The sequence below is a fragment of the Chryseobacterium viscerum genome (assembly GCF_002899945.2).
GTDB classification, from domain to species: Bacteria; Bacteroidota; Bacteroidia; order Flavobacteriales; family Weeksellaceae; genus Chryseobacterium; species Chryseobacterium viscerum.
The window spans coordinates 257,289-273,496 of record NZ_PPEG02000003.1 but is presented as its reverse complement, the minus strand read 5'-3'; the positions used below and the strand labels follow the sequence as shown (position 1 = coordinate 273,496).

The following is a 16,208-nucleotide window of genomic DNA, read 5'->3' as shown; positions in this document are numbered from 1 at the left end:
ATAAATTTTAGAAATTCCACTGATTCTGCCCAAGTTTTTGATGACCTTAATGGCTTATATTTTAACCCAATAATTTATTTTTCAGTTTATTAAACTGGTATTCTATTTTATCCAGGCAAAGGTTCCCGATACTTCCCTGGTGGGTATGTTCAAGATTTCCTTGCTTAAATTCAAATTCATTGTTTTCGATCTCCTGGCCTACCTTCACATAAGCATCACGGAATGAGCTTCCATTTTTCACTTCTTCGTTGATCTTTTCTACACTGAAAAGGTATTTATACTTTTCATCTTCCAGAATCCCGTCTTTTACCTGAATATTAGGCAAAGTATAGCTTAGGATCTCTAAGCATTCCTTTAAAGAATCTATGGCTGGGAAAAGAATTTCTTTGGTAAGCTGTACATCTCTGTGATATCCTGAAGGAAGGTTATTTGTCAAAAGGATCAGTTCATTCGGAAGGGACTGGATTCTGTTGCATCGTGCACGAACCAGCTCAAAGATATCCGGATTTTTCTTATGAGGCATAATGCTGCTTCCTGTTGTAAATTCCTTTGGAAAGCTAATAAAATCAAAGTTTTGGCTCAAATACAAACAAACATCATAAGCGAATTTCCCAAGCGTTCCCGCCAAAGTCGCCATAGACATTGCCAGCATTTTTTCTGACTTCCCACGGGTCATCTGAGCATACACTGAATTATAATTCATCGACTGGAAACCTAAGTTATAGGTTGTACTTTCACGATTGATCGGAAACGACGAACCATAACCTGCCGCTGATCCCAGTGGATTTTTATTAATGATATTCTTTACTGAAAACAGCATTTCCACATCATCCAAAAGCGCCTCCGCGTAGGCTCCAAACCATAAACCGAATGATGAAGGCATTGCAATCTGCAAGTGAGTATATCCAGGCAGCAAAACATTCTTGTGCTGATCTGCCAACTGAATTAAAATCTGGAAAAACTCATCGGTAAGAGCTGTGATCTCACGGATCTCATCCAATAAATATAATTTAATATCCAGTAAAACCTGATCATTTCTTGATCTTGCTGTGTGGATTTTCTTTCCCGTATCTCCTAATTTTTCAATTAAGATCGCTTCTACCTGAGAATGGATATCCTCAGCATCTTTATCAATTTCAAAACTCCCATTCTCAATTTCATTTAAAATAGTCTCCAAAACAGATAGCATCTGCTCTGATTCTTCCTGAGTGATAATGCCGGTTTCTGCCAACATTTTACAATGTGCCATAGAACCTTTGACATCATATTTCGCTAAACGCTCGTCAAAGTCAAGATCTTTCCCGACTGTAAATTGAGTGACTAATATATTGGTGGCCAGGTCATCCTTCTGCCATATCTTTTTCATATGTAATTGTCTATTTTTTTTAAAATCATATGCAATCACCACTTCTATCTGTTGTATTACCAGAAAAATTCGTGGGTAGTGATTTCATCATATTTGATTTAAAATATTTGTTGGTTTTGACACGCCCAGCAAGGCAATCCTTATTACTATTAACTATAAAAAAACATTTCCTTATGTAAAGCTTTCATTTCTAATTTTCTTTTTGCATAAATCTTATTAAAAACTAAACTTCAATGCCTGCCGGGCAGCGTCAAAACATATATTTAGAGATTAGAAATTAGATGTTAGAACTTAGTTATAACCTTTGTATGGCCTTTTTCTTACTAACTTCTGGTCTCTAGCTTCTAACTTCTCTCTTTTATAACACTTTTTCTAAAATTCTGATGTAGATTTCTATTCCCTCTTCTATTTCCTGGATATAGATAAATTCATCTGCCGTATGAGAGCGCCTACTGTCTCCAGGGCCCATTTTTACGGATGTACATGGAATAATCGCCTGATCTGAAGAGGTTGGTGAACCGTAGGTTGTCCTTCCGATTTCAATCCCTGCTTTTACAAACGGATGGTCCATTTCGATCTTTGAAGAATTCAGTCTGAAAGATCTGGCAGTCAACGTAGATTTCATCTGAGACTGAATGATTTCAAATGTTTCCTGATTGGAATATTCGTCTGTAACCCTCACATCCAGTGTAAAATTGCACGACTCCGGAACGACGTTATGCTGTACTCCTGCATGAATTCCGGATAAGGTAACTTTCACTTCTCCCAGATATTCTGAAACCTTTGGAAATTTAAAGGCTAAAATATTCTGCAGATCCAGCATACATTTTACAATCGAGTTATCATGATTAGGATGAGCGGCATGAGAAGGAGTTCCTTTCATTTCTCCATCAATCACAAGAAGGCCTTTTTCTGCAATCGCCAGATTCATCTGCGTGGGTTCTCCTACAATGGCGAGTTCTACATTAGGCAGCTGTGAAAATAAAGCTTCAATTCCATCAAATCCTGAAATCTCCTCCTCTGCCGTCAAAGCAATAACTAAATTATATTTTAAATCTTCTTTATCATAAAAGTGTAAAAAAACCTGTGCCATAGAAACCAAAGAAGCTCCGGCATCATTGCTTCCCAATCCAAACAGCTTCCCGTCTTTTTCAATAGGAACAAACGGATCCAATGTATAAGCCTTATTAGGTTTTACGGTATCATGATGGGTATTCAGCAAAATGGAAGGTTTAAACACATCAAAGTGTTTATTCACTGCCCAGATATTGTTTTTAAAACGTTTGGTAGGAATCTGATGTTTCTTGAAAAAATTCTCAATTTCCACCGACGTATTGAATTCATCTTTACTGAATGAAGGAATCTCAATCAAATTTTTAAGCAATCCGACTGCATTATTCAACAACTCTTCTTTATTATAAACAGATTTCAGTTCCTGCATGATGATTTTCTATATGGTTTTTAAGTTCTGTTTCTTTGATCAGAAACACCTTATTTACATTATTTTTTATCGCTCCCAGAGCATTTTCAAGTTTGGGTAAAATACCCTTGTGAAGTTTTCCTTCTTCTTTTAATACCGCAAACTCTCCTTCCGTTACGCTTCTGATCAATGATTCGGGGTCGTTTACATCCTCCAAAACTCCTGCTTTATCAAAGCAATACAAGAGTTCAACTTCATATTTCTCCGAAAGGGCCTGCGCCATTACAGAAGCAATAGTATCTGCATTGGTATTAAAAAGGTTTCCTTTCTTATCGTGGGTAATCGCAGAAAATACAGGAACAAGATCCAGTTTCATTAATTTTGAAACCAACTTTTTATTCACACTTTTCTTATTGATATCTCCCACAAACCCGAAGTCTATCTCAGGATCTTCTCTTTTTTTGGCCTTGATCAGATTTCCGTCTGCACCGGAAAAGCCTATGGCATTGCATTTTTTCTGTTGTAATTTTTCAACAATATTCTTATTGATTCCTCCTGCATATACCATTGTTACAATGTCCAATGTCTCTTTATCTGTAATCCTCCTTCCGTTGATCATTTTCTGCTCGATACCCAGTTTATCAGCCAGCGTCGTCGCCAACTTTCCACCGCCATGAACAAGGATCTTCTTTTCCTGGATTTCAGAAAACTGTTCTAAGAATTGGTTTAATAATTCCTCATCATCAATTAGAGCTCCCCCAATTTTTATGATGTATAATTTTTTTTTCATTGTAAACTTTTTGAGATCCTTACCTCTTTTATCCTTGTCAAGGATTAAAAGCAAAAAAATTATTTGGCTTTTAATTCATCTAAAATTTCACTGAACACAGCCTGTGCAGAGAAAATACGGTTTTTTGCCTGCTGATAAATGATAGAATTCTCGCCATCCATCACCTCATCACTCAATTCTACATTACGGCGAACCGGAAGACAGTGCATTACTTTTGCATTATTGGTATTGGCTAATTTTTCATTCGTCAGCATCCAATCTCCATTCACTTCAGGCATTGCTGCATAGTCATCAAAGGAGGACCAGTTTTTCACATAAATGAAGTCTGCATCCTTCAACGCTTCGTCCTGATCATGAATTACTTTTATATTTTTTGTAAATTTTTTATCCAAATCATACCCTTCGGGATTGGCAATTATAAGCTCTACATCCATTTCCTGCATCCATTCTGCGAAAGAGTTTCCCACAGCATGTGCAATAGGCTTAATGTGTGGTGCCCAAGTTAACACCACTTTAGGTTTATGCTCTTTTTTCCAGTTTTCTGTAATGGTAATACAGTCTGCTAAACTTTGCAGCGGGTGACGGGTTGCAGATTCCAATGAAATAACAGGAACTTTTGCATGTTTTTCAAACTGACTTAAGATGCTTTCATTCACATCATCTTCCTTACTCTTCATTCCGGCAAAACAACGCACCGCAATGATATCACAGTATTGATTCAGAACCTCGATAGCATCTTTAATGTGTTCTACCGTATCTCCATTCATGACAGCTCCGTCAGCAAATTCAAGATTCCAGGCTTCCTGAGCAGCATTTAATGTCAATACATTTAATCCCAGATTTTGAGCTGCAATCTGACTGCTCAAACGGGTTCTAAGGCTTGAGTTTAAAAATACAAGTCCTATTGTTTTACCTTTTCCTTTTTCTGTTTCGGTAAGGGGGTCTGCTTTTATTTGTAAAGCTTTTTTTATGATTTCCTGTAAGTTTTCTACATCACTTACAGAGGTGAATTTTTTCATTTTGAATTGATTTTAAAGATTTTCTTTTCCCTATTAATTGTTGATCTAACCACAAAAGTTTTTATTTAAACACTTTAGAACACTTAAGTTTTAAAAGTTTATTATTTTGAAAATATGTAAGATCACATAAGATGAAAATCAAAGATTTTCAAAAACTTAAGTGTACTTCTTAAGCGCTTAGTATTTTCTTACAATCACTTAAGTGTTTAAACTCTTTTGTGACTTTTGCGGTTTAAATTTTCTCCAATACTGTTTTCAGAGCATTGATGAAAAGATCTGTTTCCTCTTTTTTGATATTCAGTGCCGGAAGAATCCTCAACACTGTTTTATCGTTAGAGTTTCCTGTGAAAATATGATGATCGAACAATAAGCTTTTCCTTATTTCTGAACAGTCTCTATCGAGTTCTATTCCGATCATCAACCCTTTCCTTCGGATGGATTTAATATGTGGTAAATCTTTAATTTCATTTTCAATATACGCGCCTATCTGCTGAGCGTTTTCGATAAGATTTTCATCTTTCATTACATCCAGTACAGCAATTGAAGCCGCACAAGCCAGATGATTCCCCCCGAATGTAGTTCCCAGCAAACCGTTGCTTGCCTGGAATTTAGGATGGATCAAAACTCCGCCAACGGGGAAACCATTCCCCATTCCTTTAGCTGTAGTAATGATATCTGCTTCTACACCAAATTCCTGGTGCGCAAAGAAGTATCCGCTTCTTCCATATCCTGACTGCACTTCATCCAAAATAAGAACAGCATTATATTTCTCGCACAATTCTTTAATTTTAGATAAAAATTCCGGCGTTGGAATCATAATTCCTCCTACTCCCTGAATTCCTTCGATAATCACAGACGAAATTTCATTTCCATACTTCTCAAAAGTTTCTTCAAGCTGCTGTACATCATTCCATTCTGATTTGATGAATCTTTCAGAAAAGTTAACCGGAGCCACAATTTTTGGATTGTCTGTCACAGAAACCGCTGCGGAAGTTCTTCCATGGAATGAACCTGAGAAATACAGCACTTTGTTTTTTCCGTTATGAAATGAAGCCAGTTTCAATGCATTTTCATTTGCTTCTGCTCCTGAGTTGCATAAGAAAAGGTTATAATCTTCATATCCTGAAAGTTTCCCTAGTTTTTCAGCCAGCTCAGTCTGCAGTTCATTCTGTACCGAATTGGAATAAAAAGAAATTTTTTCCAATTGATCTTTCAGTTTGTTCTGATAGTGTGGATGGTTATGTCCAATGGAAATGACAGCATGACCTCCGTAAAAATCAAGATACTGTTCTCCTTTATCATCCCAAAGGAAAGATCCTTGAGCTTTTACCGGATTTATGTTGAATAATGGATATACGTTGAATAAATTCATGTCTTTTTATAAATGATAATTGATAAATGTTTAATGATACGGGATTCGAGGTTATCAGCTCCCATACATTTTACTTTGTACATTCTACATTGTACTTTTAGAAGGCTATTGGCTTCAAATTCAGTCCTGCATTTTCTTCCCAGTTCATAGCCAGATTCATATTCTGTACTGCCTGTCCTGAAGCACCTTTTAACAAATTGTCAATCGCTGAGTGAATAACGACAACATTTCCACTCTTTTCGATCTGAATCACACAGCGATTGGTATTGACAACCTGCTTTAAATCAACTGCCCTGCTACTTACCGTAACGAAAGGCTCCTCTGCATAAAAATCCTGATACAATTGTTCTATTTCCTTCAGCTCCAGATCCGTCTTCATTGTGGAACTTGTAAAAATTCCTCTTGCAAAATCTCCTCTCCATGGAACAAAATTCAGGGTTACTTCTTTATTATTATATGAAATCAGCTGTTGTAAAATCTCATCTACATGCTGATGAGTTAAAGTTTTATACGCTGAAACATTATCATTTCTCCAGGTAAAATGAGTCGTTGCCTGCAAAGACTGTCCGGCTCCTGTAGAGCCCGTAATCCCTGTAGTAAAGACTTCATTTAACATTCCTTTTTCTGCTAATGGCAGCAAAGCCAATTGAATCGCCGTTGCAAAACATCCTGGATTGGCAATACTTTTTGCCCCTGCCAGTTGTTTTTTATTGATTTCCGGTAATCCGTAGATAAAATCTCTGTTTCCGAAATTCCCTTCTAAACGGAAATCATTTCCAAGATCAATAACCAGTGTTTCATCCTTAACTGAATTTTTAGTTAACCAATTCTGACTTTCCTTATGCGGAAGACATAGAAAAAGAATGTCCACCTCTTCAGGCTTATCAGTCAAAACCATCTCACAAACCGTCGTTAAATCCGGGTACAGATCCGAAATTTTTGTCCCCGAATTCGAACGACTATATAAAAAACTCAATGTCACATGGGGATGAAAAGCCAGTAAGCGTATCAGCTCACTTCCTGTATAACCGTTGGCACCAATTATTCCTACTGTTTTCTTCATTTTGATTCTGACAGAAATACATCCTGCCTTACATTAAATCGTCCCTTCGGAACTAGTTGATATTCTGATTAATCTGGTGGTATATATTTAAAGAATTGCTTACAATTTTTGTATATCCTTTCACATCATCACCGGTCCATGCTCTGTTGGCTTCTCCATAACTTCCGAATTTATCAGACATCAGGTCATGATCGGATTCTATTCCGTTAAGAATAAATCTGTATGGATGAAGCGTTACAAACACTTTCCCGCTTACAGTTTTCTGAGAATCTGTCAGGAAAGATTCTATATTTCTCATGACAGGATCTAAGAAAAGTGCTTCATGAAGCCAGTTTCCATACCAATCGGATAACTGAGACTTCATCATTTGCTGATATTTTGAAAGGGTATGCTTTTCTAATAAATGATGCGCTTTAAGAATCACCGAGGCAGCTGCCGCTTCAAATCCTACTCGCCCTTTAATCCCAACAATGGTATCTCCTACGTGAATATCACGGCCTATTCCATATGCTGAAGCCAAAGTTTCTATTTTTTGAATGGCATATACTGAATGTTCAAAGCTTTCTCCGTTCACTCCTACAACTTCTCCATTTTTAAACTCGATCTCCAGTTCTGAGGGCTGAGTTTCTTTGATTTGAGATGGAAAAGCTTCTTCCGGAAGGTAATTTCTTGAAGTCAAGGTTTCTTTCCCTCCTACTGAAGTTCCCCAAAGTCCTTTATTGACTGAATATTGTGCTTTCTGGAATTCCATTTCATACCCGTGATCTTTCAAAAACTCAATTTCTTCTTCACGGGACAAAGCCATATCACGGATTGGAGTAATGATCTCTATATTCGGACACATTACCTGGAAGATCAAATCAAAACGAACCTGATCGTTTCCAGCTCCTGTACTTCCGTGTGCAATGGCATCTGCCTGTACTTCAATGGCATATTTTGCAATTTCCTGCGCCTGAATAGTACGCTCAGCACTTACAGACAGAGGATACGTATTATTTTTCAATACATTCCCGAAAATCAAATATTTCACACATGAATTATAATAATCTTCCTGAGCGTCTACGCACCTGTATTCCTTTACTCCAAGATTGAAGGCTCTTTTTTCCAATTCTTTTTCTTCTTCTTTAGAAAAACCTCCGGTATTTACAGTAACAGCATACACATCATACCCTAGTGTTTCACTAAGATATTTTGCACAATAGGAAGTATCTAAACCTCCGCTAAACGCTAAGATGATTTTCTTTTTCATCTGGACTTTTTTTATTTTTATTACTAGTCAAATGGAACTCCCCAATGGAATTTGGTGCAGACTGCCCAAAATCGGCTTGGCTCATTTCATCATATTTATTTTCAGGACGATTACTTATCGTCTCTTTTTTTTTATCGTTTTCAGGAACAAATAACATCGCTGTACACAGACAGTTTTTACGTTCCTTCATCATTAAAATCTCATAGTTCACACAGTTCTTGCAACCATTCCAGAATTCTTCATCCTGAGTCAGCTCAGAATAGATTACTGGTTTATAGCCTAAATCACTATTGATTTTCATTACTGCTAAACCTGTTGTCAATCCGAATACTTTCGCTTCCGGATATTTATCTCTAGATAATTGGAAAACTTTCTGCTTGATCTGAGTCGCTATTCCTCCGTTCCTGAATTTCGGAGACACAATCAGTCCCGAATTGGCTACAAACTTCCCATGTGACCAGGTCTCTACATAACAAAAACCTACCCACTCACCATTTTCAGTGGCTACCACAGCATTGCCTTCTGAAATCTTCTTACTCAAATATTCTATGGAACGTTTTGCGATCCCCGTTCCTCTACGCTGTGCAGAATCGTACATTTCCTGCTGTATTTCACTCACATACATTAGATGTTCGCATGAGGAAATTTCTATTTCCATTTATTTATCTAATTTTTTTGGCAAATTTAAAATATATTTTCTTTTAAATCCAAATAAAAAAGATATTTTTTTTGTTTTAAAATTTTTTACAGGTAAAATTATCTTTAATCAAAAATATACATTTGCTAATTTATTATATATTTGCTAAAATAATATAGTTATGGAAAACACCTGTCCTAAATGCAACAGTACCAAAGTGGTAAAAAGCGGGATCATCAATGAAAAACAACGCTTCCACTGCAAAGACTGCAAGTACTATTTTACCGTTAAAAAACTTGGAAAACAGATCGATGATTATTATGTAACCAAGGCTCTTCAGCTTTATCTGGAAGGCTTAAGCTACCGTGAAATTGAAAGAATTATCGGTGTTTCACATGTCACTATAAGTTCATGGATCAAAAAGTACAATATCACAAGACCTCCTCACTCTGAGTTCCATCCTGTTTATAAGATTTTAAAACAAAATGAATTGATTGACTATATTGCAAAGGAAGAAAACATTAAAAACTCAGGGATTATCATTACTCAGTTTGCTGATAAGTATATGTTGATCAAGTGGGAAAGGTTTAAGAAATAGTGCGGGTTTCGGGATGCGGGTTAGATGATGCGGCGGTAAGGATTGCGGGTTTCGAATTAAGGACTAAAAACCAAGATAAAAATATTTTCACAAAACAATATATACCAACTACTTAAAAACAAAATAATTTTAAAATCTCGAACCTCGAACCTCGGATCCAGAATCTCCAAAACCCGGATCCCGCACCTCGAAACTCAAGGCCTCGCAAACAGTAACTATACTATTACCACTAATATATATTAAATTTTCATAAACAAATTATTAATTACAATTTGGCATTCACAAAAAACAACGCCAAAAATTGATAATTTATGAAGAAATTACTTACATTTATTGGAGTAGCCTTAATCAGCAGTTCTGCATATTCCCAAGGTTCTCCTGATTACGGCAATGGCTTAAAAATAAACCTCAATCCGAATGGTGATAAATTCGTCAGATTTATCTTATGGGACCAGTTTTGGCTAAGAAATACCTCCATGAACCCCGGAAGTATGGTAGGCAGCGAACCTACTGACAATTCTTGGAGCGTAGGAAACAGGAGATTACGAGCCTTAGCCTACGCACAGATCTCTAAAAGATATATGATTCTCCTTCATTTTGGGATTAACAACCAAACTTTTATCAATGGAGGTGCAACAGGCACTTCCGGCACAGGAGGTTATGGAAATGGAAAGAAAACACAGCTTTTTTTTCATGATGCATGGAACGAATACGCAGTTATTTTACCTGGAGAAGCGGGAAAATTCAGTTTATCTTTAGGGGCAGGGCTTCATTACTATATGGGGCTTTCCCGTATGACCATGGCTTCTACGCTTAATTTCCTGACATTAGACTCTCCTGTCTTTTCCTGGCCGCTGATTGACAACTCTGACCAGTTTGCAAGACAACTCGGAATGTTTGCGAAAGGTAAATACGGAAAACTGGAATACCGTTTCAGCTTAAACAAACCTTTTGCAACCGATCTTACTCCCTCGAATGTAACGGATCCTTCGAAAGCTGTAGCAGTAGACAACAATGGAAATCCAAGTTTTTCAAAAGCAGGATATGTTGAATACCAGTTTCTTGATGAAGAATCCAATACACTTCCCTATAAAGTAGGATCTTATCTCGGAACAAAAAAAGTCTTCAATGTAGGAGCCGGTTTCTATCATCAGGCAGACGGAACAAGAACTTCCGTGAATTCAACGATTGAAAAGCATGATATTACTCTTTTTGCTGTAGATGCTTTCGCGGATATTCCTTTGGGAGAAGCAAAAAACAAAATGGCAATTTCTGCTTATGCAGGATATTATAACTACAATTTCGGCCCCAACTACATAAGAAACCTGGGAACCATGAATATTGCAGCTTCTGATCCTAATTTTATCGGAAATAAAGCCATCGCAGGACCAGGAAATCTACAACCGACTATCGGAACAGGTAATATTATCTACGCACAGGCAGGTTTACTTTTACCCAGCCAGGCAGAAAAACCGAAAATCAGAATACAGCCTTTCGCGGCCTATACTCACAAAAGCTTTGAGGCTTTCGATAAACCTTCATCGCAGTTTGATGTCGGTGCCAATTGGTTCATAGATGGACATCATGCGAAAATAACAACACAATATTCTACAAGACCTGTTTACACAAGTCCTACAGAAAGTCCTTCTTCCAAAGGGGAATTTATTGTACAGTTTCAGATCTACTTGTAAAATTTAACCATTAAGAATAGTAAAGAAATTAAGATGAGTTAAGTTTCATTAAAGGTAGACAGGAAGAATACCGCTGAAGAAAATAGCTTTAGCTATAATCTTAATTATTCTTATCAACTTAAAACCTCTTAATGGTTCAAAAAAATTCAAATTAAAATCCTATTCCATTAATATCAAAAATTAATCAATATGAGCGAAAACCATCACGAAAGCTATGAAAACATGACCGACAGGCAGAAAAACCGCACCATTTGGAGCGTTATCACCGCCTCATCACTCGGTACATTGATAGAATGGTATGACTTCTATATCTTCGGAAGTTTGGCCGTCGTTTTAGCCACCAAATTTTTCCCTGCAGATAATCCTACTGCAGCATTTTTATCTACATTGGCAACTTTTGCAGCTGGATTTGTTGTAAGACCTTTTGGAGCTTTATTTTTCGGAAGACTGGGAGATATTATCGGAAGAAAATATACTTTCCTCGTTACCTTGCTGATTATGGGGTTTTCTACTTTCCTGATCGGATGTATCCCAAGCTACGAAACTATTGGATTCATGGCACCGGTTTTAGTTTTAATTTTAAGATTGCTTCAAGGATTAGCCCTTGGAGGTGAGTATGGCGGCGCGGCCACATATGTAGCAGAATATGCCCAGCCTCATCGAAGAGGTTACTGGACTTCATGGATCCAAACCACTGCAACAGCTGGACTTTTCATTTCACTGATTGTTATTTTAATTACGAAAACAACCCTTTCTGCAGAAGAATTTGACACCTGGGGATGGAGAGTTCCTTTCTGGATCTCGATTTTAATGGTTGCCGTTTCTTATGTGATCAGAAAAAACATGAAAGAATCTCCGCTTTTTGCTAAGGCTAAAAGTGAAGGAAAGACTTCTAAAAATCCTTTAAAAGAAAGCTTCGGGAATAAATATAACTTCAAGTTTGTATTACTGGCTTTATTCGGAGCTGCAATGGGACAAGGGGTCATCTGGTATACAGGGCAGTTCTATGCTATGAGTTTCCTTCAAAAAGTGATGAATGTAGAATCTTCACAGGTAGATTCGTTAATGGCGATTGCTTTATTTTTAGGAACTCCTTTCTTTGTATTCTTCGGGTGGCTGTCTGATAAAATCGGAAGGAAAGCCGTGATGATGACCGGAATGCTCGTCGCTATTTTAGCTTACAGACCTATTTATGAAAGCATGTTCAAGAGTGTAAATCTTGAAACCAAAACCCTCGCTACCAATGGAATTACAGAAAAAAGAACCGCTAAAATCCATAATAAAATCGCTGCAGACAGCCTAATCACTTTTCACAAAGAAACTCTTTACACAGACGGCACTTTGATCAAAAAAGACAGTGTTGTTCATTGGTCACCTGCGGGAGTCGTTATGAAAGATGGAAAAGCTGAAGAGCCTAAAGTATCTCAAAGCTTAAAATTAAGTGACAACACCAAATGGTATCTGATCTTTTTGGTATTTATTCAAGTACTATTTGTGACTATGGTATACGGACCTATCGCGGCTTTCCTTGTTGAAATGTTCCCTGTGAGAATCCGTTACACCTCAATGTCATTACCTTATCACATCGGAAACGGAGTATTCGGAGGGCTTCTTCCGGCAGTGGCAACTTACCTGGTAACTACCGGAAAAGAAGCGGGACATGCGACATGGTATCTGGAAGGACTCTGGTATCCGATTGGAGTTGCCACCGTATGTTTGATCATTGGATTATTTTATCTTAAAAATAAGAACAATAATCTTCACGATTAAGTACTGAATCACTCAAATTTTTATTAATTTTAAAACTACTAAAATGAACGGACTAAAAAAAATATTAGGCATTCTCTGGATCGCCATCGCGGTGATTGTAGGATATTTCGGAATTACAGTATTGGGAATCCCCAAAATAGCTTCCGGAAAACAGGAAGATCTGGTTTTTGGCATCATCATTCTTTTTGTACTGATGCCGATTATCTCAGGCGGAATGGCCATTTTCGGTTATTATGCTTTAAAAGGAGAATATTCTGACGATAAAATTTAAAAGAAATATGGATAGATAATTGATGAATGCAGTCATTCATCAATTATCTTTTATCAAAAATCATTTATGAAAAAAAGACACGAACAAAAACTTATCATACTGAGCATAGGTCTTATGATTGCTTTCAGTATTCCAATTTCACTGATATTCAACAGTGAAAAGGAAGTTTTAGGCTATCCTATGATCCTGATCTACCTGTTCGTTGTCTGGATGATCTCTATTATAATTTCTTTTGTAATTGTAAAAAGGTATAATGAGTAGTTTTGCATTATTTTTTGTCGTCCTTCTTTATCTTGCTCTTCTTTTCTTAGTTGCCCACCTGGCGGAGAAAAAAAAGAGCAAACGCTGGATCAACAATCCCTACATTTACGCACTATCCCTTGCAGTATATTGTACTGCATGGACGTATTACGGCAGCATTGGTGTTGCAGCGACAAGCGGATTAAACTATTTACCCATTTATATTGGCCCTATCATGATTATTCCGGCATGGATCTATATCAACACCCGGATTGTAAGGATTTCAAGAGTCAATAAAATAAGCAGCCTTGCCGATTTCATTTCATTGAGATACGGGAACAGCAGAAGCCTGAGCGCCATCATCACAGTGGTCTGCCTTCTGGCAATAGTCCCTTATATTGGGCTGCAGATCAAAGCTATTTCTGAAACCTTCCATCTGGTAACGGAAACTCCGATGTCCAAAGATATCCTGACCGATAATGCGACTTTTGTTGTGGTTTTAATTGCCTTATTTTCCTCCTATTACGGAACACGATATGTTGATGCATCAGAAAAACGTTTGGGAATTATCTCAGCGATTGCCCTGGAAAGCTTTTTAAAGCTATTCTTTATTATTATCCTCGGACTTTTCGTGATCTATTATGCCTTCGATGGATTCTCAGATATTTATGAGAAGGCCAGCAAGTTTGAAGATTTTAAAGAGAAAAATACATTCAACGGGACTGAAGGTGCGATGAACTGGATGCTTCTGTGTATGATTTCCGCAACAGCAATATGCATTCTACCAAGACAGTTTCATACCGCAATTGTTGAAAACAGGCAGGAAAAACATATTAAAACAGCTATTTGGTTTTTCCCGCTTTACCTTCTAATTTTTACTATTTTTATTTTCCCGATTGCCTGGGGAGGAAGGTTGATTTTTGACGGACAAAAAGTAAATCCTGAGTTCTACTCTATTCTAATTCCTCAGCATTTTGGCAATACCCTAATCACAGTACTTGTCTTTCTTGGAGGATTGAGTTCCTGCATTTCAATGATTATTATCTCTGCCATTACTCTATCCATCATGCTTTCTAACAACCTCATCATTCCATATGGACTATTGGGAAAATTAAAGTCTGAAAGTGAAGAAAAAAACACAAGAAGCATCACCAATATCAGAAAATTCAGCATTTTTGCACTGATTATCATGGCTTTTGCCTTCTACAAATATTTCATTCTGAAAACCTCACTGGATTCTGTAGGATTAATCTCATTTGTCGTGATTGCACAACTTGCCCCTGCATTTTTCGGAGCTTTATTCTGGAGAAGAGGAAGTTACAAAGGCGCTGTTACCGGACTTTTAGCCGGATTAGTAATCTGCTATTTCGGGCTGATTATTCCACAGTATTATTTTTCGTACAATCAGGAGTTTAAAGGAGTAATAAGGGATATGTATAACGCTTTCGGCTTTTTTACCATTCCTTATCTGGGCAGAATTCCGCAGATCTTTTTCTGGTCGATGCTCGTCAATACAAGCTTGTTTACCATTATCTCTGTAAGTTCCAAAGGAAATTACCGCGAAAGAAACTTTGCGGAACTATATGTGGATATTGACAAATATATTCAGAATCATGAAAATGCTTTTATCTGGCGTGGAACAGCCTATATTTCAGATATTCAGAATATTCTTGAGCGTTTTTTAGGCAAAAATAAAACAGAGCAGGCATTAAGAATTTTTAATTTAAAATATAACATCGATTCCAAAACAGAAACCGCAGACTCAAGATTTATCAAATTCTCAGAAAACCTTTTGGCAGGAAGAATAGGTACAGCTTCAGCAAAAATATTAATTGAAGGAGTCACTAAAGAAGATAAAATATCTTTAAAGGAGGTTTTAAAGATTCTTGAAGAATCTCAGGAAAATATCAGTTTAAATAAAAAACTTACGGAACAATCTGAAGAGCTACAGAAACTTTCCAATGATCTGCGAACCGCTAACGAAAATCTTATCATCAAAGACCATCAAAAAGACGATTTTCTCGACTCTGTTGCTCATGAACTGAGAACTCCAATCACAGCCATTCGTTCTGCAGGGGAAATTTTAGCGGATGACGACGATATTCCTTTTGATATCAAACAAGAGTTTTTAAATAACATCATCACAGAATCCGACAGATTAAGTGAGATCATTAATGACATTCTCTATCTGGACAAATTACAGCATGGCGAAATCTCTTTACACATTCAGGAAAATAATATCACAGAAACCTATAAAAAAGCATTAAATCCACTTATTCACCTGATACAGCAGAAAAATATTCATTTAAGTGAAGTTAATCTCCTGAATCATTTTATATTTGAATATGATGAAGCGAGAATGATTCAGCTGTTTCAGAACATCTGGGGAAATGCCTTAAAGTTTACAGATGAACAGGGAACAATCCAGACGAAATTATTTGAAAAAGACGGGAAGCTCATCATCAGTATTTTCAATACCGGGAAGCATATTCCTGAGGAAGATTTGGAAATGATTTTTGACAAATTTTATCAGTCTAAAAATCAAAATATTTTGAAGCCTACAGGAAGCGGACTGGGACTGGCCATTTCCAAAAAAATAGTACAGGCGCACAGCGGAAGTATAAAAGCCGAAAACAGCGGACTGGGCGTTACTTTCACCATAAGCATTCCCGAAAAAACTAAAAAAGAGATTACAGATGAAGTTGAACACCATTAAAACCTT

14 protein-coding genes are annotated in these 16,208 nt (G+C 37.0%); 6 read left to right on the top strand and 8 right to left on the bottom strand.

Annotated elements, in window-relative coordinates; all coding sequences use genetic code 11:
* Positions 1-61: 61 nt before the first annotated feature.
* The 8 genes from argH to C1634_RS07750 form a co-directional block, all read right to left on the bottom strand.
* Entirely contained in the window at positions 62-1,366 is a 1,305-nt protein-coding gene (argH, locus tag C1634_RS07785; protein ID WP_103234761.1) for an argininosuccinate lyase, read from the bottom strand.
* 358 nt (positions 1,367-1,724) lie between these two features.
* Entirely contained in the window at positions 1,725-2,807 is a 1,083-nt protein-coding gene (locus C1634_RS07780) for a M20 family metallo-hydrolase (protein WP_103234762.1), read from the bottom strand.
* Entirely contained in the window at positions 2,782-3,576 is a 795-nt protein-coding gene (gene argB, locus C1634_RS07775; protein ID WP_109738307.1) for an acetylglutamate kinase, read from the bottom strand. The genes C1634_RS07780 and argB overlap by 26 nt, the downstream gene beginning before the upstream one ends.
* A gap of 59 nt (positions 3,577-3,635) precedes the next feature.
* Positions 3,636-4,595, bottom strand: a complete 960-nt coding sequence (locus C1634_RS07770; protein ID WP_103232340.1) for an N-acetylornithine carbamoyltransferase — start codon at positions 4,593-4,595, stop codon at positions 3,636-3,638.
* A 232-nt stretch (positions 4,596-4,827) separates the two neighbouring features.
* Positions 4,828-5,967 (bottom strand): aspartate aminotransferase family protein, encoded by a 1,140-nt coding sequence (locus tag C1634_RS07765; RefSeq protein WP_103232339.1) that lies wholly within the window; start codon positions 5,965-5,967, stop codon positions 4,828-4,830.
* Positions 5,968-6,064: 97 nt separating this feature from the next.
* Complete coding sequence (gene argC / locus C1634_RS07760) at positions 6,065-7,030, bottom strand: N-acetyl-gamma-glutamyl-phosphate reductase (RefSeq protein ID WP_103232338.1); 966 nt, start codon at positions 7,028-7,030, stop codon at positions 6,065-6,067.
* 52 nt (positions 7,031-7,082) lie between these two features.
* A complete protein-coding gene (locus tag C1634_RS07755) occupies positions 7,083-8,279 on the bottom strand; it encodes an argininosuccinate synthase (RefSeq protein WP_103232337.1) in 1,197 nt (398 codons plus the stop codon).
* Positions 8,251-8,937, bottom strand: coding sequence for a GNAT family N-acetyltransferase (locus C1634_RS07750; protein ID WP_103232336.1), 687 nt, complete (start codon positions 8,935-8,937; stop codon positions 8,251-8,253). The genes C1634_RS07755 and C1634_RS07750 overlap by 29 nt, the downstream gene beginning before the upstream one ends.
* A gap of 160 nt (positions 8,938-9,097) precedes the next feature.
* On the opposite strand from C1634_RS07750, the gene C1634_RS07745 reads away from it, so the two are divergent.
* The 6 genes from C1634_RS07745 to C1634_RS07720 all read left to right on the top strand — a co-directional run bounded on the left by C1634_RS07745 (position 9,098) and on the right by C1634_RS07720 (position 16,202).
* Positions 9,098-9,514: an IS1/IS1595 family N-terminal zinc-binding domain-containing protein gene (locus C1634_RS07745; RefSeq protein ID WP_103232335.1), complete on the top strand. Its 417-nt coding sequence runs from the start codon at positions 9,098-9,100 to the stop codon at positions 9,512-9,514.
* Positions 9,515-9,825: 311 nt separating this feature from the next.
* Positions 9,826-11,205, top strand: coding sequence for a porin (locus tag C1634_RS07740; protein ID WP_103232334.1), 1,380 nt, complete (start codon positions 9,826-9,828; stop codon positions 11,203-11,205).
* A 189-nt stretch (positions 11,206-11,394) separates the two neighbouring features.
* Positions 11,395-12,975, top strand: a complete 1,581-nt coding sequence (locus C1634_RS07735) for an MFS transporter (RefSeq protein WP_109738174.1) — start codon at positions 11,395-11,397, stop codon at positions 12,973-12,975.
* A 43-nt stretch (positions 12,976-13,018) separates the two neighbouring features.
* Complete coding sequence (locus tag C1634_RS07730) at positions 13,019-13,246, top strand: DUF6814 family protein (RefSeq protein WP_034696261.1); 228 nt, start codon at positions 13,019-13,021, stop codon at positions 13,244-13,246.
* Between the two features lie 66 nt (positions 13,247-13,312).
* Positions 13,313-13,507 carry a hypothetical protein gene (locus C1634_RS07725; protein ID WP_103232332.1) on the top strand — a complete coding sequence of 65 codons (195 nt, stop codon included), beginning with the start codon at positions 13,313-13,315 and terminating at the stop codon, positions 13,505-13,507.
* Positions 13,500-16,202 carry an ATP-binding protein gene (locus C1634_RS07720; protein WP_109738173.1) on the top strand — a complete coding sequence of 901 codons (2,703 nt, stop codon included), beginning with the start codon at positions 13,500-13,502 and terminating at the stop codon, positions 16,200-16,202. The genes C1634_RS07725 and C1634_RS07720 overlap by 8 nt, the downstream gene beginning before the upstream one ends.
* Positions 16,203-16,208 lie beyond the last annotated feature (6 nt).

Bases quoted from the DNA above. Each gene is read 5' to 3' on its own strand.
- argH (WP_103234761.1), bottom strand. From the start codon at position 1,366: ATGAAAAAGATATGGCAGAAGGATGACCTGGCCACCAATATATTAGTC.
- C1634_RS07780 (WP_103234762.1), bottom strand. From the start codon at position 2,807: ATGCAGGAACTGAAATCTGTTTATAATAAAGAAGAGTTGTTGAATAAT.
- argB (WP_109738307.1), bottom strand. From the start codon at position 3,576: ATGAAAAAAAAATTATACATCATAAAAATTGGGGGAGCTCTAATTGAT.
- C1634_RS07770 (WP_103232340.1), bottom strand. From the start codon at position 4,595: ATGAAAAAATTCACCTCTGTAAGTGATGTAGAAAACTTACAGGAAATC.
- C1634_RS07765 (WP_103232339.1), bottom strand. From the start codon at position 5,967: ATGAATTTATTCAACGTATATCCATTATTCAACATAAATCCGGTAAAA.
- argC (WP_103232338.1), bottom strand. From the start codon at position 7,030: ATGAAGAAAACAGTAGGAATAATTGGTGCCAACGGTTATACAGGAAGT.
- C1634_RS07755 (WP_103232337.1), bottom strand. From the start codon at position 8,279: ATGAAAAAGAAAATCATCTTAGCGTTTAGCGGAGGTTTAGATACTTCC.
- C1634_RS07750 (WP_103232336.1), bottom strand. From the start codon at position 8,937: ATGGAAATAGAAATTTCCTCATGCGAACATCTAATGTATGTGAGTGAA.
- C1634_RS07745 (WP_103232335.1), top strand. From the start codon at position 9,098: ATGGAAAACACCTGTCCTAAATGCAACAGTACCAAAGTGGTAAAAAGC.
- C1634_RS07740 (WP_103232334.1), top strand. From the start codon at position 9,826: ATGAAGAAATTACTTACATTTATTGGAGTAGCCTTAATCAGCAGTTCT.
- C1634_RS07735 (WP_109738174.1), top strand. From the start codon at position 11,395: ATGAGCGAAAACCATCACGAAAGCTATGAAAACATGACCGACAGGCAG.
- C1634_RS07730 (WP_034696261.1), top strand. From the start codon at position 13,019: ATGAACGGACTAAAAAAAATATTAGGCATTCTCTGGATCGCCATCGCG.
- C1634_RS07725 (WP_103232332.1), top strand. From the start codon at position 13,313: ATGAAAAAAAGACACGAACAAAAACTTATCATACTGAGCATAGGTCTT.
- C1634_RS07720 (WP_109738173.1), top strand. From the start codon at position 13,500: ATGAGTAGTTTTGCATTATTTTTTGTCGTCCTTCTTTATCTTGCTCTT.